Below are 21266 nucleotides of genomic sequence, written 5' to 3' on the forward strand. Positions count from 1 at the left end.
ATGAGCGATGCGCTCTTCATCGGACACACCTATATCGACGTCACCGTGCTGGCCGACGAATGGCCCACGGGCGACGAGAAGAGCGTGGCGCGGGACTATGCCGTGTCCTTTGGCGGCAACGCCGTCACGGCGGCATTCGCCTGCGCACGGCTGGGCTCTCCGCCTGACCTGATCTGCTCGCTGGCGCCCGACTGGCTGGGGCACATGTACACGGACATGGCGGCCGCGCACGGGGTGACGCTGCATGCGCGCCACGTGCGCCGCTCGTCCTTGTCCTTCATCATGCCCAACCACGGCAAGCGCGCCATCGTGCGCGCACGCGACGCGGACTACCTGAACGATTACCCCCGCCTGGACATCAGCGGCTATCGCGCGCTGCATCTGGACGGCCACCAGCCCGACGCCGCGCTGCACTACGCGCGAGCCTGCCGGGAGGCGGGCGTGCTGACGTCGCTGGACGGCGGCGGCGTGCGCGAGAACACCGACGAGCTATTACGCCATATCGACGTCGCCGTTTGTGCGGAGCGCATGTGCGAACAGCTGGGCCTGACGCCGGAAGGCTTGCTGGACCTGCTGAAAGCGCGCGGCTGCCGCATCGGCGCCGTGACGATGGGCGAACGCGGCATGCTCTGGTACGACGAGGACGGCCGCGTCGACACGCTGCCGTCGCTGGACGTGCCGGGCAACCGTATCGTGGATACCTCGGGGGCGGGCGACGTGTTCCACGGGGCCTATGTCTGGTCCTACCTGAACCGTCCGGACCAGCCGTGGGTGGAACACTTCACCTTCGCCCGCGCGGCGTCAGCCCACAAGATCCAGCATCTGGGCAACGAGGCCGGCCTGCCCAAGGTGGAAGACGTGGAACGGGCGATGATGGCATTTACCGCCAAGGCGGGGTGATCGTGTTCGGGGCGCCGGCGGGATGATGGGTTGCGCGCGCTTGGCGCCCGTTTCCTGAGCTGGACTCCCTCGCGCTCCACCCATCCTACCGGCCGCTTGCGTCAAGCCCGGGACCGTCGGTCGGTGCGGGGCAAGACTTCGTAGGATGGGTGGAGCGCGAAAGCATGTGGCCAAAGACGCCGGCTCCAAACGCGCGGAACCCATCAGGCCCAGCAGCTATTGAACGATCCGTTCAATCGCCTGATCGTGGATCGCGTCGATCCATTCGCTGATCGGCTTGCCCTGCACGGCAATCTCTGGCGCCAGGTCGCGCAGCGGCAGCAGCACGAATGCGCGCAGGTGCATGCGGGGGTGGGGCAGGGTCAGCCGTTCGTGGTCCAGTTGCGTATCGCCATACGCCAGCAGGTCCAGGTCCAGCGTGCGCGGGGCGTTCTTGTAGGGGCGCAGGCGGCCATGGCGGTTTTCCAGCGCCTGCAGCGCATCCAGCAAGGCCAGCGGCGGCAGGCGTGTGTCCAGCGCCGCCACGGCGTTCACGAAATCGGGGCCGGTGGCCTCCACGGGCGCGCTACGGTAGAACGGCGACGCCGTCACGGCACTGACGCCGTCGGTGGCCTGCAGTTCGGCCAGCACGCGGCGCAAGGTGGCCGCGCTGTCGCCCAGATTGGCGCCCAGGCCGATGTAGGCGCGGACCAAGGGGGGCGACACGGTGTTACTCAGCGCTGGCCGGGCCGCGCGGCGATGAGCGGCGCGGACGGCGGCGCTTGCGCGGGGACGACGAAGCGGCCGGTCCGCTGCCGCCGCCACCAGCGTCGCCGGCTTCGCGCGGCAGGCGCGAGACTTCTTCGATCATGTCGGCGCGGGTGACGTCGTCGGCGTTGGCCAGGTCCATCCACCATTGCGCCAGCACGCTGTCGAACTCGCCGGCGGCGGCGCGCAGCTGCAGGAAGTCGCAGGCGGCGCGGAAACGCGGCTGTTCGATCATGCGGAAGATCGTCTTGCCCATGCGGCGTTCAAAACGCGGCTGCATGAACCAGATCTCGCGCATGTCCGACGAGAAGCGGCGCTGGATGGCCAGCTTCTCGGTCTGTTCGTCCAGCACCGAATCGGCGGCTTGCGACAACGCGGGAATGGTGTGCTCGCCTTGGGCGCGCAGCTGCTTCCAGCGCACGTCCACCTGTTGCCACAACAGGGCGGCAAACAGGAAGCTGGGGCTGATGGTCTTGCCGGCGCGCACGCGGGCGTCGGTGCGTTCCAGCGCCAGTTCCACGAAGTGTTCGCCGCCGGGCTGTTCCAGCACCACGTCCAGCAGCGGCAACAGGCCGTTGTGCAGGCCGTCGGCGCGTAGTTGGCGCAGGCAATCCATCGCGTGGCCGCAGGTCAGCAGCTTGAGCATTTCGTCGAACAGGCGCGAGGCCGGGACGTTTTCGATGAGCTCGGCCATGGTGCTGATCGGCTGGCGCGTGGCCGGGTCGATCGTGCCGTTGAGCTTGGCGGCGAAACGCACGGCGCGCAGCATGCGGACCGGGTCTTCGCGGTAGCGCTTGACCGGGTCGCCGATGATGCGGACCTGGCGCTTCTTCAAGTCGGCCACGCCATTGTGGTAGTCGATGACTTCCTCGTTGTGCGGGTCGTAGTACAGCGCGTTCATCGTGAAGTCGCGGCGTTTGGCGTCTTCTTCCTGCGAGCCGAACACGTTGTCGCGCAGGATGCGGCCGTGCTCGTCGGTTTCCTGGTCTTCCGAGGCGGGCGCCCGGAACGTCGAGGTCTCGATGATTTCCTGGCCGAACACCACGTGCACCAGCTGGAAGCGGCGGCCGATGATGCGGGCGCGGCGGAACAGCGGGCGGATCTGTTCGGGTGTGGCGTTGGTGGCCACGTCGAAGTCCTTGGGCTCCAGGCCCACGATCAGGTCGCGCACGGCGCCGCCGACGATATAGCCTTCGTAGCCATGCTGGCGTAAGACTTCGCAGACCTTGATGGCGTGGCGCGAAACGTTACGGCGGTCAATGCCGTGCTTGTCGCGCGCGATGCGCAACGGCCCCCGGGGTGCCGGCGCGAACAAGCGGCCGACGAATTTTTTTATGGTTTCAGTGATCATTTAGGACTTCGAATCTTCCATGTGGTCGAACAAGTCGATCACTTGCCAGCCACGTTCCTGGGCGATATTGCGCAGGGTCGGGCTAGGGTTGGCGGCGATCGGACGGGTCACCTTTTCGAGCAGCGGTACATCATTGACCGAATCGCTATAGAAAAACGATTCGGAGAAATCCGCAAGCCCCAGGCCCATATTGGACAGCCAATCGTTCACGCGCACCACTTTGCCTTCCTTGAAGCTGGGCGTGCCCAGGATGCGGCCGGTGTAGCGGCCGCGCAGGTATTCGGCATCGGTGGCCACCAGGTGCGGCACGCCGAAGGCGCGGGCGATGGGGGCGGTGACGAAGCTGTTGGTGGCGGTGACGATGGCGCACAGGTCGCCGGCGTCCAGGTGGGATTGCACCAGTTCGCGCGCGTCGGTGGTGATGGACGGGCGGATGACTTCGCGCATGAATTCCTCATGCCAGTCCGCCAGGTCGTACGGCGAATGCGCCGCCAGCAGGCCGAGCATGAACTCGGCGGCCTGCTCGGCCGTGAGCTCACCGCGGTTGTAGCGGTCCATCAGGTCGTCGTTCTGGCGGCGGGCGACGTCGGGGTCACCCGCGCGGCCCGTGCGTGCCAGATAGTCGGCCCATTGATAGTCGCTATCCAGCGGCAGCAGGGTGTGATCCAGGTCGAACAGGGCGAGACGTCGGGAGGTCATGTGCGTTGCGAATCAGGGTCTGCGAGCATGGCCCGCAGCAAGGGCAGGGTGATGGGGCGGCCGGTGGCCAGGGAATAGCGGTCCAGCGCGTCGAGCAGCGCAGCCAGTTTGCGGATGTCGCGCTCGTGGTGGATCAACATCCAGTTGATGATTTCGGGCGCCAGGTGCATGCCGCGTTCGGCGGCCTGGGCGGACAGCGCGGCCAGCTTGTCGGCGTCGGACAGCGGGTCCAGCCGGAACACCAGGTCCCAGCCCAGGCGGGTGCGCAGGTCTTCGCGCAGCGGCATCGACAGCGGCGCGCGGTCGCCGGCCAGCGCCAGCGCAAACGCGCGGCCGGTGGCGGCGGATTCACGCCAGCGGTTGTACAGCGCAAACAGGGCGGCCTGGCGGCTGTCGTCCATGCGGTGCACGTCGTCCACCGCCACGAACTTGGGCATGGGCGACTTGGAATCGGCTTCGGCCAGGCGGCGCAGCATCATCTCGCCATTGGCGGGGTCGACGAAGACGGCGTCCGGGCGCGCAGTCAGCGCGCGCAGCAGATGGGTGCGGCCGCAGCCCGCCGCGCCCCAGATATAGAGGGCACGGCCAGGATTGAGCGCGCGCACGGCTGCCAGCGCTTCCCCGTTTGGGCCGGCGATATAGTTGTTCAGCGATGGCGCTGGCGCGGGAAGAACGTCGAGCAGCAGCTGGCGGTTCATGAGAGGTTATCGATCAGGCTTGCAGCGTCGCGAGGACATGCCGGTGTTGCCGGAAAAGCCAAAAAACGGTGATACAAAGGGCCGGCGCAAGATTAACCCGCCAGAAACTGGCAAAATCCATACCGGCCAACCCAACACTTTAAACCACCTGGGTGGATGGTGTCGCGCCCAAGCGCTTTGCCTGGCTTGGGTTTGCGCCATTTTTGCCCGCCAGCCCGCCTGGCCGGCTCCCGCCGCAATCGCCGCGCCCGGCCGGCTTGAACCCTGCTCAGGCCCGCAACATCGTAAAATGCAGGGCGTTCCACCAAAATTCCCAGCAATTGTTACATACCCCACGGCATTTCTCATGACGAATCAACCTAAAGCCCCCTTGACCTACCGCGATGCCGGTGTCGACATCGACGCGGGCGACGCCCTGGTCGACCGTATCAAACCCCTCGCCGCGCGCACCATGCGCCCCGGGGTGCTGGCCGGTATCGGCGGCTTTGGCGCGCTGTTCGAAGTGCCGAAAAAGTACAACGAGCCCGTGCTGGTCTCGGGCACCGACGGCGTGGGCACCAAGCTGCGCCTGGCCTTCGAGTGGAACCGCCACGACACGGTGGGCATCGATCTGGTCGCCATGAGCGTCAACGACATCCTGGTCCAGGGTGCCGAGCCGCTCTTCTTCCTGGACTATTTCGCCTGCGGCAAGCTTTCGGTGGATACGGCGGCGTCGGTGGTGGGCGGCATTGCCAAGGGCTGCGAATTGTCGGGCTGCGCGCTGATCGGCGGCGAAACCGCTGAAATGCCGGGCATGTATCCGGACGGCGAATACGACCTGGCCGGTTTTGCGGTGGGCGCGGTGGAAAAGTCCGCGATCATCGACGGCAAGTCCATCAAGCCGGGCGACGTCGTGCTGGGCCTGGCCTCCAGCGGCGCGCATTCCAACGGCTATTCGCTGGTGCGCAAGATCCTGGAACGCGCCAACGCCAAGCCCACCGACGACTTCCACGGCCAGCCGCTGGTCGACGTCGTGATGGCGCCCACGCGCATCTACGTCAAGCAAGTGCTGGCCGCGCTGGCCAAGCACGGCACCGACATCAAGGGCCTGGCCCACATCACCGGCGGCGGCCTGCTGGACAACGTGCCGCGCATCCTGCAGCCCGGCCTGTCGGCCAAGCTGCACCGCGACGGCTGGGAAATGCCCAAGCTGTTCCAGTGGCTGCAAGAGCAGGGCGGCGTGGAAGACACCGAAATGCACCGCGTGTTCAACTGCGGCATCGGTATGGTGCTGGTGGTGGATGCGGCCCAGGCCGACGCCATCGCCGCGACCCTGCGTGAACAAGGCGAGACCGTCAACAAGATCGGCGAGATCGTCGAGCAAACGGAAGGCATGGCGCAGACCTTCGTGGTGTAAGCGCCCGCAGTCAAAAGAAAACCTGCCTTCGGCAGGTTTTTTTTCGGGTCTCGTCTTTGTGATGGCTGAAGGTTAGGGTTTGCCGGCCAGGGCCATCGCCACCGCGTCGATGGTCTGGGGCACGGCATCCGCCGCCAGGCAGTCGACGATGACGCGTTCGGGTTGGGCGCGCAGCCAGGTGATCTGGCGCTTGGCCAACTGGCGCGTGGCGGCGATGCCTTGTTCGCGCGCGGTGTCCAGGTCGATCTCGCCGTCCAGGTGCGCCCACATCTGGCGATACCCCACGCAGCGCACGGACGGCAGGCCGGGATGCAGATCGGGCCGCGCGCGCAGGCCGCGCACTTCGTCCAGCAAGCCGTTGGCCAGCATGGCGTCAAAGCGCTGCTCGATCCGCGCATGCAGCGCACTGCGGTCGGAAGGTTCAAGACTGATGGTCAGGTACTGGTTGGCGTTGTCGTCCGGCTTGCGCTGGTCGCGCTGCAGCAGGGCGGACATGGGCTGCCCGGTCAGTTGGCATATCTCCAGCGCCCGCTGGATGCGCTGGCTGTCGTTGGGCGCCAGGCGCGCCGCCGTGACGGGGTCCAGCCGTGCAAGTTCGGCATGCAGCGCGGGCCAGCCCTGCGCGGCTGCGCGGGCTTCCAGTTCGGCGCGCAGGGCCGGGTCGGCCTGCGGCAGGTCGTCCAGCCCGTCGCGCAGCGCCTTGTAGTACATCATCGTGCCGCCGGCCAGCAGCGGAATGCGTCCCCGCGCGCGGATCTCGGCGATCAGGCGCAGCGCGTCGGCGCGGAACTCGGCCGCCGAATACGACTGCGCCGGGTCCAGGATGTCCAGCAGGTGCTGCGGCACGCGGGCCTGTTCTTCCCGAGAGGGTTTGGCCGTGCCGATATCCATGCCGCGGTAGATCGTGGCCGAATCGACGTTGACGATCTCCATCGGCCAGCGTTCGGCCAGGGCCAGCGTCGAGGCGCTCTTGCCGGCGGCGGTGGGGCCGGCCAGGCAGATGACGGGCAGCGTGTCGGGAGAGGGGATCGACGACAAACCTATTGCCCGCGCAGAAAGAGCTTGTCCAGGTCCGACACCGACCACTGCACCCAGGTCGGGCGTCCGTGGTTGCACTGGTCGGCGCGTTCGGTCGTTTCCATCTGGCGCAGCAGGCCGTTCATCTCTTCGATGGTCAGCTTGCGGTTGGCGCGCACTGAGCCGTGGCAGGCCATGGTGGACAGCAGTTCGTTACGCTGTTCAGTCAACAGGCGCGAGACGCCCACGGCGCCCAGATCGCGCAGCACGGCGCGGGCCAGCGTCTCAATATCGCCGCGCGCCAGGATGGCCGGCACGGAGCGCACGGCGATCGACGTGGGACCCGATGGGCGCATCTCGAAGCCCAGGTCGGCCAGTTGCTCTTCGAATTCCTCGACCGTGGCCACGTCCTTTTCCTGGGCGTGGAACACCACCGGTACCAGCAGGTCCTGGCGCGGCAGGCTGCGGGCGTCCAGCGCCTGCTTCAGCTGTTCGTACACCACGCGCTCATGGGCGGCGTGCATGTCCACCAGCACCATGCCGCGGCGGTTCTGGGCCAGGATGTAGATGCCGTGCAATTGCGCCAGCGCCATGCCCAGCGGGTGCTCCTCGTCGGCAGGCAGGCGGGGGGCGGGGCTGGGCTCGCTCACTGGCGTGACGGTCGTGGCCGTGCCGTCGGACAGCGGGCGGTACAGCGACTGCCAGTCCGCGGCCGGAATGCCTGCAGGTTCAGCATGCAGGCGGAAGGGCACCTGGGTGTGGGCGCGTTGCGGGGCCGGCGATGGGCGCAGGCCGTAGGTGGCGCTGCTGCCTGCGTGGCCGGCAGAATGGCTGCCCGGATTGCCGCCGGAATAACCCGCCCGGGGCGTGTCCGCCATTGGTGCCGGGCTGCCGGCGGGGGCGTTTTGCGGCGCGGGGGAAGGCGCGGGCGTGGAGCCCTGCGCAACGGTTTCGAAACCGCCGTCTTCCGCCTCGCGTTCCGCGGTGGGCGTGACGGCCGACGAGCCGCCCGTCTGCGCCAAGGTCTGGCCGACGGCGTGCGACACGAAGCGGTGCACGGCGCCGCTGTCGCGGAAGCGGACCTCGTGTTTGGCCGGGTGCACGTTCACGTCCACGGCGGCGGGGTCGATGTCCAGGAACAGCACGTAGGCCGGCTGGCGGTCGCCATGCAGCACGTCCGCGTAGGCGGCGCGCAGCGCATGGCTGACGGTGCGGTCGCGCACGTAGCGGCCGTTCACGTACAGGTACTGGCGATCGGCGCGGGCGCGCGCGGCCGTCGGGCGGGTGATCATGCCGGCCAGGCTGACGGTGCCGACCGAATGCGACAACAGCAGTCCGTGTTCGGCGAATTCAGCGCCCAGCACGTCGCGGATGCGCTGCGGCGGTTCCGCCGGCAGCCATTGGCGTTGGGCGCGGTCGTGGTGGAACAGGCGGAATGCGATCTGCGGGTGCGCCAGCGCGATGCGCTCCATCGCGTCGACGCAGTGGCCGAATTCGGTGGCCTCAGAGCGCAGGAACTTGCGCCGCGCCGGAACCGCGTCGAACAGCTGGCGCACGTCCACGGTGGTGCCGGGCGGCCCCGAGGCAGGGCTGACCTGCATGCTGCCGGCGTCGATCTGCCAGGCATGCTCGCCGTCGCGGGTGCGGGAAATGATGGTGACTTGGGCCACCGAGGCGATCGAGGCCAGCGCTTCGCCGCGGAACCCCATCGACGCCACGGATTCCAGTTCATTCAGCGAGCGGATCTTGCTGGTGGCGTGGCGCGCCAGGGCAAGGGGCAATTCCTCGGGGGGGATGCCGCCGCCGTCGTCCGTGACGGCAATCCGGCGGATGCCGCCGCCTTCCAGGCGCACTTCAATGGCGCGGCCGCCCGCGTCGATCGCGTTCTCAAGGATTTCCTTGAGAACGGAGGCGGGGCGCTCGATCACTTCGCCAGCGGCGATCTGGCTGATGAGCAGGTCGGGAAGCGCAAGAATGGAACGGCGTTCGGTCATTAGGCTCAGTTCTGGAGGGGCTATGCGGATGATTTTAGCGCCATGGCCGGGTGGGCTATAGTCGCTGGGGATTAACCCTCTACCGACTTCCGGGCTGCTGAATGCTTGAATTTTTCAATATGGTGCTCCACATCGACAAGACGCTGGGCGTCTGGGTCGCGCAATACGGCGTGTGGGTGTACCTGGTGCTGTTCTTGATTGTGTTTGCGGAAACGGGGCTGGTCGTCCTGCCCTTCCTGCCTGGCGATTCCCTGCTGTTCATTGCCGGCGCGTTCGGCGCGACGGGGCATATTGATCCCGTCATGATGGGGGTGCTGCTGATCGTCGCGGCGATCTCCGGCAATACGCTGAACTACATGATCGGCCGCTATATCGGGCCACGCGTGTTCTCGATGAACCTGCGGTTCCTGGACCGGGGCGCGCTGATGCGCACGCATGCGTTCTACGAAAAGCATGGCGGCAAGACGATCGTCATGTCGCGCTTCATCCCGGTCGTGCGCACGTTCGCGCCCTTCGTGGCGGGCGTGGCCGACATGTCGATGTCGCGTTTCCAGCTGTTCAACGTTCTGGGCGCGCTGCTCTGGGTCGTGAGCCTGGTCGCCGCGGGCTATTTCTTCGGCAACATTCCGCTGGTGCGCGAACACCTGAACACCATCGTGCTGCTGGGCCTGGCCGCGGCGATCGTGCCGGTCGTCGGCGCCGGCATATTCAAGCTGATCAAATCCCGCCGCGGGTAGGCGCGCCGCCAAGAAAAAGGCCCAACCTCCAGAAGCATGGCCGCCCCAAGGCGGGGCGGCCCCCTCGGGGGGCAGCAAGCACACCTAGTGTGCGCCGCGTGGGGGCATTCCCTTTTTCAGCTGACGTCGCCCAGCCGCGCCAGCGGTGGATTGGCGGTGAAGTAGCGCTGGATGCCGGTCATCATGGCTTGGGCCAGCTTGTCCTGGTGCGCGTTGCTGCGCAGCAGGGCTTCTTCCTGGGGGTTGCTGATGAATGCGGTTTCGACCAGCACGGACGGGATGTCCGGGGCCTTCAGCACGGCAAAGCCGGCCTGTTCGACGCTGTTCTTGTGCAGGCGGTTGATCTTCTTGATCTCGTCCAGGAAGGCGTTGCCGACCTTGAGCGAATCATTGATCTGCGCGGTGGTGGACAGGTCCAGCAGCACCTTGGCCACCTGGCGGTCGTGGCTGCCCAGGTTGACGCCGCCGATCAAGTCGGCCGCGTTTTCCTTGTCGGCCATCCAGCGCGCCTGAGCGCTGGTGGCGCCGCGTTGCGACAGCGCGAACACCGACGAGCCATTGGCAGACGGCTTGACCCAGGCGTCCGCATGGATCGAGATGAACAGATCCGCGTGCACGCGGCGGGCCTTCTGCACGCGCACATGCAGCGGCACGAAGTAGTCGTCGTCGCGCGTCAGGTAGGCGCGCATGAAAGGCTGGCTGTCGATCAGTGCTTTCAAACGCCGGGCGATGCGCAGCACCACGTCTTTTTCGCGCAAGCCGCTGCTGCCGATGGCGCCCGGATCTTCGCCGCCGTGGCCCGGATCCAGCGCGATGGTCAACATGCGCTGCTTGCCGCGGCCGGCGGTGGCGGGCGGCGGCTTGGGCGCCGTAGGCAGCGGCGGGGCCGGTTGCTGGCCTTTCACGCGGGGCGGTTCGGGCGGATCCGCGCGGGTTGCCGGATTGCGCTGGATGTCTTCCAGGATGCGTGCCAACGGGTCGTCCGCGTCAGCCCCGCTTTTGTTCAGGATCGCCACCAGGGGGTCCTGGGCGATCTTGGGGTACAGATCCAGCACCAGCCGGTACTGGTAGTCAGCCACGGGCTTGAGCGTGAATACCTGGGGCGCCACGGGCTGCTTCAAGTCGAACACCAGCCGCACGACGTTCGGGCGGTTCTGCGCCACGCGCAGGCTCTGGATGTAGGGGTCGTCCGGGCGGACCTTCGAGACCAGGTCGTTCAGGGCCGCGCTGATGGTCAGCCCTTCAATGTCCACCACCAGGCGGTGGGGATTTTCAAGCGTGAACTGTTCGGCCTTGAGCTCGCTGTCGAGTTCGAGGGTGACCCGGGTGTATTCGTCTGCCGGCCAGGTACGGACGGCCAGGATCGTCGCGGCCTGCGCCAGGCGCGGCAGAACCGGCAGGACGAGCAGCGTGGCCGCGACGCTGATCAGGCGGCGCCGGGTGGCGCCTGCCGAGGGAAGGGCGCCGTCTTTGGCGGGGGGACAATCGCGTTCAACCATGTTTGTCCTCGAGCGGTGTTCGCGGTCAGGGTGGCGTCACGTCCCTCGCCAGCATAAGCCAGGGAAATCAGCAGGTCGGGCGGGGGCAAAAGACCCTCGGCCCGCTCCGGCCATTCGATCAAAACGACCGCATCATCACGCAGTAAATCCCGGAATCCTGCGTCCAACCATTCGCGCGAATCACTAAATCTATAAAAATCAAGATGATAGAAGTATAAGTTAGAAACTTTATAGGATTCAAGCAGCGCGTAGCTTGGACTTTTGATTCGGCCAGTGATGCCGCATTCCCGCAACAATGCCCTGGTGAAGGCCGTTTTTCCTGCTCCGAGGTCACCTTGAAGGTGGATACAAGCGCCTGCCGGGCCGGTTTTGCCCCCGGAAATCAAGGGGGCAAGCTGCCGCGCCAGCGATTCCGTGGCGGCTTCGTCGGGCAGGTGCAAGGTCAGGCTGCAAAGAGGGGCGGACATGGCGCTGGGCGAGTGGTAAAAAACGGTGGAGGGAACACGGATTCCAGCAATTATAGGAATGCGGGTTTCTGCTAATCTAATAAGTGATTGCTATTCTCAATAATGTCGCGCTTGGCGGGTGCCGCCGGCCGCGACTTACGTCGCCACGGAGTTGTACGCGCCATGAAGACCCGCATCGAAAAAGACACGTTTGGGCCCATCGAAGTCCCCGAGGATCACCTCTGGGGCGCCCAAACGCAACGTTCGCTGCATTTTTTCGCGATTTCGACCGAGAAGATGCCTGTTCCCCTGGTCAACGCCATGGCTCGCCTGAAGCGCGCGGCCGCCAAAGTCAACGCCGAACTGGGTGAGCTGGATCCGAAGATCGCCGACGGCATCATCCGCGCTGCCGACGAAGTCATCGACGGCAAATGGCCCAACGAGTTTCCGCTGTCCGTCTGGCAGACGGGGTCGGGCACGCAAAGCAACATGAACATGAACGAGGTGCTGGCCAATCGCGCCTCGGAGCTGCTGGGCGGCGTGCGCGGCGAAGAGCGCAAGGTGCACCCGAACGACCACGTCAACCGCGGTCAATCGTCCAACGACACCTTCCCGACGGCCATGCACGTGGCCGCTGCCGTCGAGGTCGAGCACCACCTGCTGCCGACGCTGAAGAAGCTGCGCGCGACCTTTGCCGAGAAAAGCGCCGAGTTCTACGACATCGTGAAGATCGGCCGCACCCACCTGCAGGATGCGACCCCGCTGACGCTGGGCCAGGAACTCTCGGGCTACGTCGCGCAGCTGGACCTGGCCGAGCAGCAGATCCGGGCAACGCTCGCCGGCCTGCACCAGTTGGCCATCGGCGGCACCGCCGTGGGCACCGGCCTGAACGCGCATCCGCAATTCAGCGCCAAAGTGTCCGCGGACCTGGCGCACGCCACCGGCACGGCCTTCGTCTCGGCGCCCAACAAGTTCCAGGCGCTGGCCTCGCACGAAGCGCTGCTGTTCGCGCACGGCGCGCTGAAGGCGCTGGCCGCCGGCCTGATGAAGATCGCCAACGACGTGCGCTGGCTGTCCAGCGGCCCGCGTTCCGGCCTGGGCGAAATCAGCATCCCCGAAAACGAACCGGGCAGCTCCATCATGCCGGGCAAGGTCAACCCGACGCAGTGTGAAGCCATCACGATGCTGGCCGCGCAGGTGCTGGGCAATGACGTGGCCATCAACATCGGCGGCGCCAGCGGCAACTTCGAACTGAACGTGTTCAAGCCGCTGGTGATCCACAACTTCCTGCAATCCGTGCGCCTGCTGACCGACGGCATGGCCAGCTTCAACGAGCACTGCGCCGCGGGCATCGAGCCCAACCACGAGCGCATCGCCGAACTGGTGGATCGTTCGCTGATGCTGGTGACGGCCTTGAATCCGCACATCGGCTATGACAAGGCCGCGCAGATCGCCAAGAAGGCGCACAAGGAAGGGCTGTCGCTGAAGGAATCCGCACTGGCGCTGGGTTATGTGACCGAGGCGCAGTTCGCCGAATGGGTCGTACCGGGCTCCATGACCAACGCGCACAAGCCGTCCTGATCGGCTTTGCCCAAGCGTGACAATGGCCGCCTTCGGGCGGCCATTTTTCATGGGGCGGCGCGAGTCCGCCAAGCCTCGCGTAAACCGCATGAAATAAGGGAAAACCAGAAGATTTTGCCTTCGCCGGAAAGGCATTTTCTGAGGGGGCTGGCTGCGGATCCGCACGCTATGCGTGTGTAAGCATTTGCTGCTATTCTCCGTCATTCTGGCGGGCGCGTGTGCCACAAGCAATCCATAAAAGCAGCGCGAAACACGCAGCACACACGCAAAGCGCCCCCACCGTTAACTGCTGGTCCGCCTACAGGCGGGCACATCACAAAACGGGCCGTTTACATACGGGCTCGCAATCTTGGAGGAAACACACCTATGAATAAAGTTCGCTCCCTGGCCGTGGCTATCGCTTTGGCTACTGGCGCTGCCGGCACGCTTGGCGCCTCCGTCGCACACGCCGCCGACAAGTACCCCAGCAAGCCCATCCGCGTGATCGTTCCGTTCGCGCCCGGCGGTTCCACCGACATCATTGCGCGTCTGGTGACGCAGCGCATGAGCCAGGAACTTGGCCAACCGATGGTTGTGGAAAACAAGGGCGGCGCAGGCGGCGCCATTGGCGCTGCGGAAGCCGCGCGCGCGGATGCCGACGGCTACACGCTGTCCATCGCCACCGTTTCGACGATGGCCGTGAACCCGGCTTGCCGTCCGAAGGACCTGCCGTACGATCCGATCAAGGACTTCCAGCCTGTCACCAACTTCGCCAATACGGCTAACGTGGTCGCCGTGAATCCGAAGTTCCCGGCCAAGGACTTCAAGGGCTTCGTCGAGGAGCTGAAGAAGAACCCGGGCAAGTATTCCTACGGCAGCTCGGGCACGTGCGGCGTGCTGCACTTGATGGGCGAGTCGTTCAAGATGGCCACGGGCACCGATATCGTGCACGTGCCGTACAAGGGTTCGGGCCCGGCCGTGGCGGACGCCGTCGGCGGCCAGATCGAAATCCTGTTCGACAACCTGCCGTCGTCGATGCCGCAGATCCAGGCGGGCAAGCTGCGCGCCATGGCCATCGCGTGGCCCGAGGAAATCGCTGCCGTCAAGGGCGTGCCGACGTTCAAGCAAGCCGGTTTCCCCGTGCTGAACCAGCCCGTCTGGTACGGCCTGCTGGCACCCAAGGGCACCCCGATGGACGTCGTGAACAAGCTGCGTGACGCCGCTGTCGTGGCCCTGAAGGACCCGAAGGTCATCAAGGCGCTGGACGACCAGGGCTCGGCGCCGTCGGGCAACACGCCGGAAGAGTTCGCCAAAGAAATCAAAGAGCAGTTCGACTGGGCTCAAGACGTCGTGAAGAAGCAGAACATCAAGCTGGACTGATGCTGCGCGCGGGGGCAGGCCTTGGCCCGCCCCCGCTTGCACGACAAAACGGGCGCCTTCGGGCGCCCGTTTTCTTTTGGCGCAGGGGCCGCAATTCAGGCCCGCAATTCAGGCCGGCAAGTCCAGCGCGGCGATGCGTTCGGCGCATGCGGCGCGCAAGCGTTCGATCAGGTCGCGATGCAGGGACGACAAGGGGTCCTGGTTGCGCACCATGATGCTGATCGGCACGCGCAACGCGGGTTCCAGCCGGCGCAGGTGCATGCCCGGCCGCAGCATCGCCTGCGCGGTGATGGCGTCGACGATGGCGTCGCCGCAACCCGCATCGACCAGCGCGCAGGCCACGTAATGCGTCTGCACCTGGATGGCGACTTGCGGGTCCAGGCCCTGCGCGTCCAGCGCCATCTGCAGCAAGGCGCCCGAAGCATCGCTGGCGTCCAGCACGATGAGCGTGCCGCCCGACGGCGTCGTCAGCTCCGGCAGCCGTATCGGGCCCGAGCCGGCCGTGCGGCTCAGGTGCACCAGTTCGGTATGGCCCAGGCCCATGCGCGTCAGGCCGGGATAGTCGTTGGTGTCGAAGGTGACGGCTAGATCCAGTTCGCGGGTCAGCAGCCCCTGCACGAGTTCGGCGCTGTGATGCGTGTGGATATCGAAGGTAATGCCGGGCTGTGCGTCACGGCTGTCGCGCACCACGCCTGGCAATAGTCCCAGGCCCAGCGCGGGCGCGCATCCCAGGCGCAAGTGGCCGTTGGGCCGGTCGCGCAGGTTCGCGGCCAGACGGCGCACGCTGTTCAAGTCTTGCGAGAGGCGCGCGACTTCGGGCGTCAGGATGTCGGCCTCGTGCGTGGCGACCAGCCGGCCCTTGACGCGTTCGAACAGCTTGAAGCCCAGTTGGGCCTCGGCGTGAGCCAGCAGCTTGCTGGCGGCGGGTTGCGAGATATGCAGCGTGGCGGCGGCCTCGGTCAGGGATCCGGTACGGCGGATCGCTTCGAAAATCTCGATGTGGCGCAGGCGCATGGCACGATGGGGGAAGAAGGACCGGAACCGGAATTCTATGTCGGAAGGCGTGGGGCAGCCATTTCCGGTGCGCGGCCCGCCGTGGCGCGACAGCGGCGGGTGCCTTGACTATGATGGACGCCTGCCGGAACGCCGGCGTTATCCCGGAGCCAGATCATGCGCGCCTGCCGCCACGCCGCCGCCTTCCTGCTTGCCGCCGCCATGGCGGCGACGCCCGCCGTGTGGGCACGCACACCGCAGGCGGCCGAAGACCGCAATCCCGAAGCCGCCAGCGGCACGCAGGCGCGCGAACTGGTGCGCGCGCCGCATTACATGATGGTCTCGGCCAACCCGCTGGCGACCCAGGCGGGCGAAGCAATGCTGCGCCGGGGCGGCAGCGTGGTGGACGCCGCCATCGCAACCCAACTCGTTCTGAATCTGGTGGAACCGCAATCCTCCGGTATCGGCGGCGGTGCGTTCATGGTGCTGTATTCGGCCAAGACCGGGCGCATCCAGACGGTGGACAGCCGCGAGACCGCGCCCGCGGCTGCACGCCCGGACCGCTTTCTGGATGCGCAGGGCAAGCCGCTGCCCTTCGCGCAAGCCGTCAACAACGGCATGTCCGTAGGCGTGCCCGGGTTGTTGCGCGGCCTGGAACTGGCCCACAAGGAAGCGGGCGTGCTGCCTTGGGCCGACCTGTTCCAACCCGCGATTCGACTGGCCGAGCAAGGCTTTGCGGTGTCGCCCCGCTTGCATGCGCTATTGGCCGGCAACAAGGCTTTGCCCAGGCAGGCGGCTGCCGCGGCATATTTCTATGCGCCTGACGGCGCGCCGTGGCCGGTGGGGCATGTGCTGAAGAATCCCGAATTCGCGGCCACGCTGCGCGCCGTGGCCCAGCAGGGCGCGGATGCGTTCTACCAGGGCGACATCGCCCGCGATATTGTGGCTGCGGTGCATGGGCACGCCACGCCGGGCGACCTCAGCTTGGCTGACCTGGCCGGCTACCGCGCCAAGACGCGCGACCCGGTATGCGGCGCTTATCGCGGCTACCGACTGTGCGGCATGGCGCCGCCTAGCAGCGGTCCGATCGCCGTGCTGCAGATGCTGGGCGAGCTGGAACAGTTTCCGATGGCCAGTTTCGCGCCCGGCTCCGTCGAGGCCGTGCATTATTTTTCCGAAGCCGGGCGCCTGGCATTCGCGGACCGCGACTTCTATGTGGCGGATCCGGATTTCGTTCATGTGCCCGTGCACGCCATGCTGGACCCGGCCTATCTGCGCGCCCGCGGCGCATTGATCCAGCCCGACCGCAGCATGAAGGTGGCGCTGCCCGGCGACCCGGAAGGAAAGCTGCTGACGCTCGGTCGCGACAACGCGCTGGAGTTGCCGTCCACCAGCCATCTGGTGGCGGTAGACGCGCAAGGCAATGCGCTGTCCATGACGACCACGATAGAAAGCGAGTTTGGCAGCAAGATCTTCGTACGCGGCTTCTTGCTGAACAACGAGATGACGGATTTTTCATCCTCGTTCAAGGATCCGGAGGGGCGCTTGATCGCCAACCGCATCGAGCCGGGCAAGCGCCCGCGCAGCGCCATGGCGCCGATCATCATCCTGCGCGACGGCAAGCCCGTCATGCTGGTGGGCTCTCCCGGCGGCAGCGCCATCATCAATTACGTGGCCAAGACGATCGTGGGCGTACTGGATTGGGGGCTGGATATCCAGGCCGCGATTTCCCTGCCGAACATGGGCAGCCGCAACAAGGAAACCGAGCTGGAGAAGGGCACCACGCTGGAAGCGCTGGCGCCTGCGCTTGAGCGCATGGGGCACCCGGTGCGCATTACCGAATTCCCCAGCGGCATCCACGGCATCGTCATCGACGGCAACGGCCTGCAAGGCGGCGTGGACCCGCGGCGGGAAGGGCTGGCAGCCGGGGGCTGACCCCGGCGCCCGTCCTGCCTGTGGCGCTGAACTACTCCAGCGTGGATGGGTCCAGTTCCATGCGCGCTTCCTTGCGGTGCGCCAGATAGGTCACGCCCCACATCACGACGCCCAATAGCAGCAACCAGCCCGCCACCTGATACTGGATGACGTCGCGCCCGGTCAGCGGCATGACCAGGAACAGGCACGCCGCCGCGCCCAGCCAGGGAATGATGCGGTTGATGCTGAAGTGTTCATGCTTGACCTTGTCGCGGCGCAGGACCAGCACCGCGACGTTGACGAAGGCGAACACGCCCAGTAGCAGCAACGCGGTGGTGCCCCCCAGCGCGCGGATGGCTTCGGAATCCGCCAGCGCCACCAGGATGATCAGCCCCAGCGCCAGCACGGTGGTGAACAGGATGGCCGTCCACGGCGTCTGGTTCTTGCGGTGTACGTGCGCCAGGAAGGCCGGCAGCACACCCTGGCGCGACATGCCGTAAAGCAGGCGGCTGGCCATCATCATGTTGATCAGCGCGGAGTTCGCCACGGCGAACATCGAGATGACGGGCATGATGTATTCCACCGGCAGGCCGGGAGCGGCGCGCTTGACCACCAGCACCAGCGGCGTCGAGCTCTTGGCCAGTTCGCCCACCGGCACCAGCGCCACCGCGCAGATGGACACCAGCACATAGATCACGGCGGTAATGCCCAGCCCGGTCAGCATTACCTTGGGAAAGATGCGGCTGGGATTATGGGTCTCTTCGGCCATGTTGACCGAATCCTCGAAGCCGACCATTGCGAAGAAGGCGAGCGCCGTGGCGGAGGTCACCGCCAGGAATACGCTTTTGTCCTCGGGCGTGTCGAACGCGATCACGCGCGAAAAGTCCGCTTGCCCGCCGGCAATGGCATAGAAGCCCAGCAGGATCACCATCAACAGGCCCGACAGTTCGATCAAGGTCAGCACCACGTTGGCCTTGACGCTTTCGGCCGCGCCGCGCAGGTTCACCAGCATCACCAGCAGCATGAAGCCCAGCGCGCCGAATGTGATCCAGGTCTTGTCCGCCTTGATGCCGAAGGCGGCGAAAAGATTGGCGGCAAATGCCTGCGACGCGGTGGCCGCGGACGTCAGCCCTGAACACATGACGGTGAAACAGACGATGAAGGTCAGGAAGTGCACGCCGAACGCCTTGTGCACATAGAGCGCCGCACCGGCGGCCTTGGGATATTTGGTGACGAGTTCCAGATAGGACAACGCGGTCAGCAAGGCCACCGCAAACGCCACCAGGAACGGCAGCCAGGCCGCGCCGCCGACTTCGGCGGCCACCTGTCCGGTCAGCGCATAGACGCCTGTGCCCAGGATGTCGCCGACGATGAATAGCAATAATAGTTTGGGGCCCATCACCCGCTTGAGCGGGGCGTGTTCTTTCGTTTCATTCGTGGCCATGGTCCTTCTCCTCTTTCTTCGAATTTGGGGGAGGTGCTGCCCGGCAACGCGAGGCGACCCGAAAAGTCTACGGCGGCCGGTGGCCTTTCGATGCAACATCGGTGCAACGAAATGTCTTAGTTGTTGGCATTCGTTGAAAATGTGGACGTAGGATGGGTGAAGCGCGAGAAGACGTACGCACGCACACCGACGCCAAACGCGCGCAACCCATCAAGCAGCATGGCAAGCAATGGCTGGATCAGCCACGGCACCAACGCTGCTTGATGGGTTGCGCGCGCTTGGCGCATCAGTTCGTAGGGCGGTGCTCTCGCGCTTCACCCATCCTACGTGATCGCGATGGCGGCCGTCTTATTGGGCGTCGGTCTGTGGCGCGAGCGCGGGCGGCAGCTTGCGCAGCGTGGCGGGCGTACGCGACAGTTTGATCGGCGAACCCACGCCTTGGTAGTCGCCCTGTTCCAGCACCATGCCGCGGTGCCGCGTGTGCGGATGCGCCAGGGCCTGGTCCACCGTTTGCACGGCGGCAGCCGGTACGCCGGCGCGCAGCAGGCGGTCGGCCAACGCGGCCGCGTCCTGCCCCGCCAGCAAGGTGGACAGCTCGTCGCGCAGGGCTTGGCGGTGCTGCAGGCGGTCGGCGTTGGCGGCATAGCGCGGGTCCGTCGCCAGGCCCGGCGCCTCCAGCACTTGCGCCAGCAATGCGAACTGCCGGTTGTTGCCAACCGCCAGGAAGATCGGGCCGCTGGCGGTGGGCAGCGTTTCGTATGGCGCGATGTTCGGATGCGCGTTACCGCTGCGGCGGGGCACCTTGCCGCTGTAGAAGTAATTGGCCGCATGCGGATGCAGCAGCGACAGTGCGCAGTCGTACAGCGTGATGTCCAGGAACTGGCCCAGGCCGCTGCGCGTCCGTTCATTCAGGGCAAGCAGAATGGCGACAGCCGCGTTCAGGCCGGTCACCATATCTACGACCGGCAGGCCGACGCGGGTGGCGTCGCCGTCCGCTTCGCCGTTCACGCTCATCAGCCCGCACATGGCTTGCGCGCAGGCGTCGTAGCCCGGCAGCCCGCCCAACGGGCCATCCGATCCGAAGCCGCTGACGCGGCAATGGATCAGCTTGGGAAAGGCCTGGCTCAGGGTATCGAAACCCAAGCCCCACTTCTCCAGCGTGCCGGGCTTGAAGTTTTCGACCAGCACATCGGCATCGGCCAGCAGGTGGCGCAGCAACTCCTGGCCGGCCGCCTGCGACAGGTCCAGTGTCATGCCTTCCTTGTTGCGATTCACGCCGATGAAGTAGGACGCGGTGTCGCCCAGGAAGGGCGGGCCCCACCCCCGGGTTTCATCGCCGCCGGGCGGCTCGATCTTCAGGACGTCGGCGCCGTGGTCGGCCAGGATCTGCGTGCAATAGGGACCGCCCAGCACGCGGGACAGGTCGATCACCTTGCAACCGGCAAGCGCGCCGGCATTCGGTAGGGTGGGAGCCATGGGGAGTCAGCTTCAGTCGATGGAAACGTTGGCGCTGGTGATGAGCTCGCGCCACTTGGGGACTTCGGTGGTGATGAACGCCGCCAGGCCTTGCGGGGTCTGGTCCTGCGCTTCGACGATGCCCTGCGAATGCAGGGTCTGCTTGATGGCTGGGTCCGACAGCGCGGTCTTGAACGCCTGGTTCAGCGTGTTCACCACGTCCGCCGGCGTGTCCTTGGGGGCGACGATGCCGAAGAAGACGCTGACGTCATATCCCTTGAGGCCCTGTTCGGACAAGGTGGGCAGGTCGGGCAGGGCTTCCGAGCGCTGGGCGCTGGCCAGGCCGATGGCGCGCAGCTTGCCCGCCTTGATGTAAGGCAGCGCGGTCAGGATGTCGGTGAACGACATGGATACCTGCCCACCCAGCAGATCGTTCAATGCCGGTCCGGTGCCCTTGTAGGGGATATGCATGATCTGCGTGCCGGCCATCTTGTTGAACAGGATGCCGGCCAGGTGCGACGAGGCGCCATTGCCGGACGAGGCGTAGCTGAGCTTGTCCGGATTCTTCTTGGCGTAGGCGATGAGCTCTTGCGCGTTGTTGGCCGGCACCGACGGGTTCACGACCAGGATGTTGGGCAGATGGCCCAGGCGGATGATGGGCGCGAAGCTGGTTTCGGGGTTGTAGCCCTGCTTCTTGTACAGGCTGACATTGATGGCTAGCGGGCCGGACGTGCCGAACAGCAGCGTGTAGCCGTCGGGCTTGGCCGAGGCTACGTATTCCGATCCGATGTTGCCGCCCGCACCGCTGCGGTTTTCGACGATGACGTTCTGCTTGAGCGGTTCGCGCAGTTTCTCGGCCAGCCGACGCGCCATGGCGTCAGTGGGGCCGCCGGGCGGGAAGGGCACGATCAGCGTGATGGGGCGGGCCGTGGGGAAGGCGTCCGCGGCCACGGCGGGTGCGGACGGGGCCACGGCGGTGGCCGCCGCCAGCATCAGGGGGGCAAGAAGGCGTTTCATGGTGGTGTCTCCTGAGGGG

Annotated in this window: 18 protein-coding genes; 6 read left to right on the forward strand and 12 right to left on the reverse strand. The window is 66.1% G+C overall.

The features are described from left to right. Complete coding sequence (locus CEY09_RS04195) at window positions 1–900, forward strand: sugar kinase (protein ID WP_088587697.1); 900 nt, start codon at window positions 1–3, stop codon at window positions 898–900. Between the two features lie 216 nt (window positions 901–1116). Here the strand turns inward: CEY09_RS04195 and CEY09_RS04200 are convergent, their stop codons facing one another. The 4 genes from CEY09_RS04200 to hda are packed head-to-tail and all read right to left on the reverse strand — an operon-like array spanning window position 1117 to window position 4395. Further along, the gene (locus CEY09_RS04200) at window positions 1117–1605 is read right to left on the reverse strand and encodes a 2-amino-4-hydroxy-6-hydroxymethyldihydropteridine diphosphokinase (RefSeq protein WP_167390014.1); all 489 of its coding nucleotides are present in this window, start codon (window positions 1603–1605) and stop codon (window positions 1117–1119) included. Window positions 1606–1609: 4 nt separating this feature from the next. After that, the gene (gene pcnB / locus CEY09_RS04205; protein WP_006226365.1) at window positions 1610–2998 is read right to left on the reverse strand and encodes a polynucleotide adenylyltransferase PcnB; all 1389 of its coding nucleotides are present in this window, start codon (window positions 2996–2998) and stop codon (window positions 1610–1612) included. After that, entirely contained in the window at window positions 2999–3697 is a 699-nt protein-coding gene (locus CEY09_RS04210; RefSeq protein ID WP_088587699.1) for an HAD family hydrolase, read from the reverse strand. It abuts the gene before it with no gap. Next, window positions 3694–4395, reverse strand: coding sequence for a DnaA regulatory inactivator Hda (gene hda, locus CEY09_RS04215; RefSeq protein WP_088587700.1), 702 nt, complete (start codon window positions 4393–4395; stop codon window positions 3694–3696). Before hda ends, CEY09_RS04210 begins: the two co-directional genes overlap by 4 nt. Window positions 4396–4741: 346 nt before the next feature. Between hda and purM the strand changes: the two genes are divergently transcribed. Next, on the forward strand, window positions 4742–5791 hold the full coding sequence (purM, locus tag CEY09_RS04220; protein WP_088587701.1) for a phosphoribosylformylglycinamidine cyclo-ligase: 1050 nt from the start codon (window positions 4742–4744) through the stop codon (window positions 5789–5791). Window positions 5792–5863: 72 nt separating this feature from the next. Here the strand turns inward: purM and miaA are convergent, their stop codons facing one another. Together miaA and mutL are read right to left on the reverse strand one after the other, a co-directional pair. Further along, window positions 5864–6829 (reverse strand): tRNA (adenosine(37)-N6)-dimethylallyltransferase MiaA, encoded by a 966-nt coding sequence (miaA, locus tag CEY09_RS04225; RefSeq protein WP_167390015.1) that lies wholly within the window; start codon window positions 6827–6829, stop codon window positions 5864–5866. Between the two features lie 2 nt (window positions 6830–6831). Further along, window positions 6832–8802: a DNA mismatch repair endonuclease MutL gene (gene mutL, locus CEY09_RS04230; protein ID WP_088587702.1), complete on the reverse strand. Its 1971-nt coding sequence runs from the start codon at window positions 8800–8802 to the stop codon at window positions 6832–6834. A 101-nt stretch (window positions 8803–8903) separates the two neighbouring features. On the opposite strand from mutL, the gene CEY09_RS04235 reads away from it, so the two are divergent. Then, window positions 8904–9539 carry a VTT domain-containing protein gene (locus tag CEY09_RS04235; RefSeq protein ID WP_088587703.1) on the forward strand — a complete coding sequence of 212 codons (636 nt, stop codon included), beginning with the start codon at window positions 8904–8906 and terminating at the stop codon, window positions 9537–9539. A gap of 116 nt (window positions 9540–9655) precedes the next feature. Here CEY09_RS04235 and CEY09_RS04240 read toward each other — a convergent pair whose 3' ends face one another. Beyond that, window positions 9656–11038: an N-acetylmuramoyl-L-alanine amidase gene (locus tag CEY09_RS04240; protein ID WP_006226372.1), complete on the reverse strand. Its 1383-nt coding sequence runs from the start codon at window positions 11036–11038 to the stop codon at window positions 9656–9658. After that, window positions 10966–11505, reverse strand: coding sequence for a tRNA (adenosine(37)-N6)-threonylcarbamoyltransferase complex ATPase subunit type 1 TsaE (tsaE, locus tag CEY09_RS04245; RefSeq protein ID WP_088587704.1), 540 nt, complete (start codon window positions 11503–11505; stop codon window positions 10966–10968). Before tsaE ends, CEY09_RS04240 begins: the two co-directional genes overlap by 73 nt. A 162-nt stretch (window positions 11506–11667) precedes the next feature. Here tsaE and fumC point away from each other — a divergent pair, with 162 nt between their 5' ends. Both fumC and CEY09_RS04255 read left to right on the forward strand, forming a co-directional pair. Beyond that, window positions 11668–13065 (forward strand): class II fumarate hydratase, encoded by a 1398-nt coding sequence (gene fumC / locus CEY09_RS04250; RefSeq protein WP_006226374.1) that lies wholly within the window; start codon window positions 11668–11670, stop codon window positions 13063–13065. A gap of 366 nt (window positions 13066–13431) precedes the next feature. Next, window positions 13432–14424, forward strand: a complete 993-nt coding sequence (locus CEY09_RS04255) for a tripartite tricarboxylate transporter substrate binding protein BugE (RefSeq protein WP_088587705.1) — start codon at window positions 13432–13434, stop codon at window positions 14422–14424. A 108-nt stretch (window positions 14425–14532) separates the two neighbouring features. Here the strand turns inward: CEY09_RS04255 and CEY09_RS04260 are convergent, their stop codons facing one another. Beyond that, a complete protein-coding gene (locus CEY09_RS04260) occupies window positions 14533–15438 on the reverse strand; it encodes a LysR family transcriptional regulator (RefSeq protein WP_006226377.1) in 906 nt (301 codons plus the stop codon). A 156-nt stretch (window positions 15439–15594) separates the two neighbouring features. On the opposite strand from CEY09_RS04260, the gene ggt reads away from it, so the two are divergent. Beyond that, on the forward strand, window positions 15595–17352 hold the full coding sequence (gene ggt, locus CEY09_RS04265; RefSeq protein ID WP_088587706.1) for a gamma-glutamyltransferase: 1758 nt from the start codon (window positions 15595–15597) through the stop codon (window positions 17350–17352). A 31-nt stretch (window positions 17353–17383) separates the two neighbouring features. Here ggt and CEY09_RS04270 read toward each other — a convergent pair whose 3' ends face one another. The 3 genes from CEY09_RS04270 to CEY09_RS04280 form a co-directional block, all read right to left on the reverse strand. After that, window positions 17384–18775 carry an APC family permease gene (locus CEY09_RS04270; RefSeq protein ID WP_088587707.1) on the reverse strand — a complete coding sequence of 464 codons (1392 nt, stop codon included), beginning with the start codon at window positions 18773–18775 and terminating at the stop codon, window positions 17384–17386. 348 nt (window positions 18776–19123) lie between these two features. Continuing rightward, entirely contained in the window at window positions 19124–20251 is a 1128-nt protein-coding gene (locus CEY09_RS04275; RefSeq protein WP_006226380.1) for a CaiB/BaiF CoA transferase family protein, read from the reverse strand. Between the two features lie 12 nt (window positions 20252–20263). Next, a complete protein-coding gene (locus CEY09_RS04280) occupies window positions 20264–21247 on the reverse strand; it encodes a Bug family tripartite tricarboxylate transporter substrate binding protein (RefSeq protein WP_088587708.1) in 984 nt (327 codons plus the stop codon). Window positions 21248–21266: the final 19 nt, after the last annotated feature.

Origin of the sequence: Achromobacter marplatensis (genome assembly GCF_002209535.1) — a bacterium.
Classification (GTDB): Bacteria; Pseudomonadota; Gammaproteobacteria; order Burkholderiales; family Burkholderiaceae_B; genus Achromobacter; species Achromobacter marplatensis.

What these genes read in the sequence shown, in the direction of transcription:
- fumC (WP_006226374.1), top strand. Translation starts at nt 11,668, where the DNA reads ATGAAGACCCGCATCGAAAAAGACACGTTTGGGCCCATCGAAGTCCCC.
- CEY09_RS04270 (WP_088587707.1), bottom strand. Translation starts at nt 18,775, where the DNA reads ATGGCCACGAATGAAACGAAAGAACACGCCCCGCTCAAGCGGGTGATG.
- CEY09_RS04210 (WP_088587699.1), bottom strand. Translation starts at nt 3,697, where the DNA reads ATGACCTCCCGACGTCTCGCCCTGTTCGACCTGGATCACACCCTGCTG.
- pcnB (WP_006226365.1), bottom strand. Translation starts at nt 2,998, where the DNA reads ATGATCACTGAAACCATAAAAAAATTCGTCGGCCGCTTGTTCGCGCCG.
- CEY09_RS04195 (WP_088587697.1), top strand. Translation starts at nt 1, where the DNA reads ATGAGCGATGCGCTCTTCATCGGACACACCTATATCGACGTCACCGTG.
- purM (WP_088587701.1), top strand. Translation starts at nt 4,742, where the DNA reads ATGACGAATCAACCTAAAGCCCCCTTGACCTACCGCGATGCCGGTGTC.
- hda (WP_088587700.1), bottom strand. Translation starts at nt 4,395, where the DNA reads ATGAACCGCCAGCTGCTGCTCGACGTTCTTCCCGCGCCAGCGCCATCG.
- CEY09_RS04260 (WP_006226377.1), bottom strand. Translation starts at nt 15,438, where the DNA reads ATGCGCCTGCGCCACATCGAGATTTTCGAAGCGATCCGCCGTACCGGA.
- CEY09_RS04240 (WP_006226372.1), bottom strand. Translation starts at nt 11,038, where the DNA reads ATGGTTGAACGCGATTGTCCCCCCGCCAAAGACGGCGCCCTTCCCTCG.
- CEY09_RS04255 (WP_088587705.1), top strand. Translation starts at nt 13,432, where the DNA reads ATGAATAAAGTTCGCTCCCTGGCCGTGGCTATCGCTTTGGCTACTGGC.
- tsaE (WP_088587704.1), bottom strand. Translation starts at nt 11,505, where the DNA reads ATGTCCGCCCCTCTTTGCAGCCTGACCTTGCACCTGCCCGACGAAGCC.
- CEY09_RS04280 (WP_088587708.1), bottom strand. Translation starts at nt 21,247, where the DNA reads ATGAAACGCCTTCTTGCCCCCCTGATGCTGGCGGCGGCCACCGCCGTG.
- CEY09_RS04275 (WP_006226380.1), bottom strand. Translation starts at nt 20,251, where the DNA reads ATGGCTCCCACCCTACCGAATGCCGGCGCGCTTGCCGGTTGCAAGGTG.
- CEY09_RS04235 (WP_088587703.1), top strand. Translation starts at nt 8,904, where the DNA reads ATGCTTGAATTTTTCAATATGGTGCTCCACATCGACAAGACGCTGGGC.
- mutL (WP_088587702.1), bottom strand. Translation starts at nt 8,802, where the DNA reads ATGACCGAACGCCGTTCCATTCTTGCGCTTCCCGACCTGCTCATCAGC.
- ggt (WP_088587706.1), top strand. Translation starts at nt 15,595, where the DNA reads ATGCGCGCCTGCCGCCACGCCGCCGCCTTCCTGCTTGCCGCCGCCATG.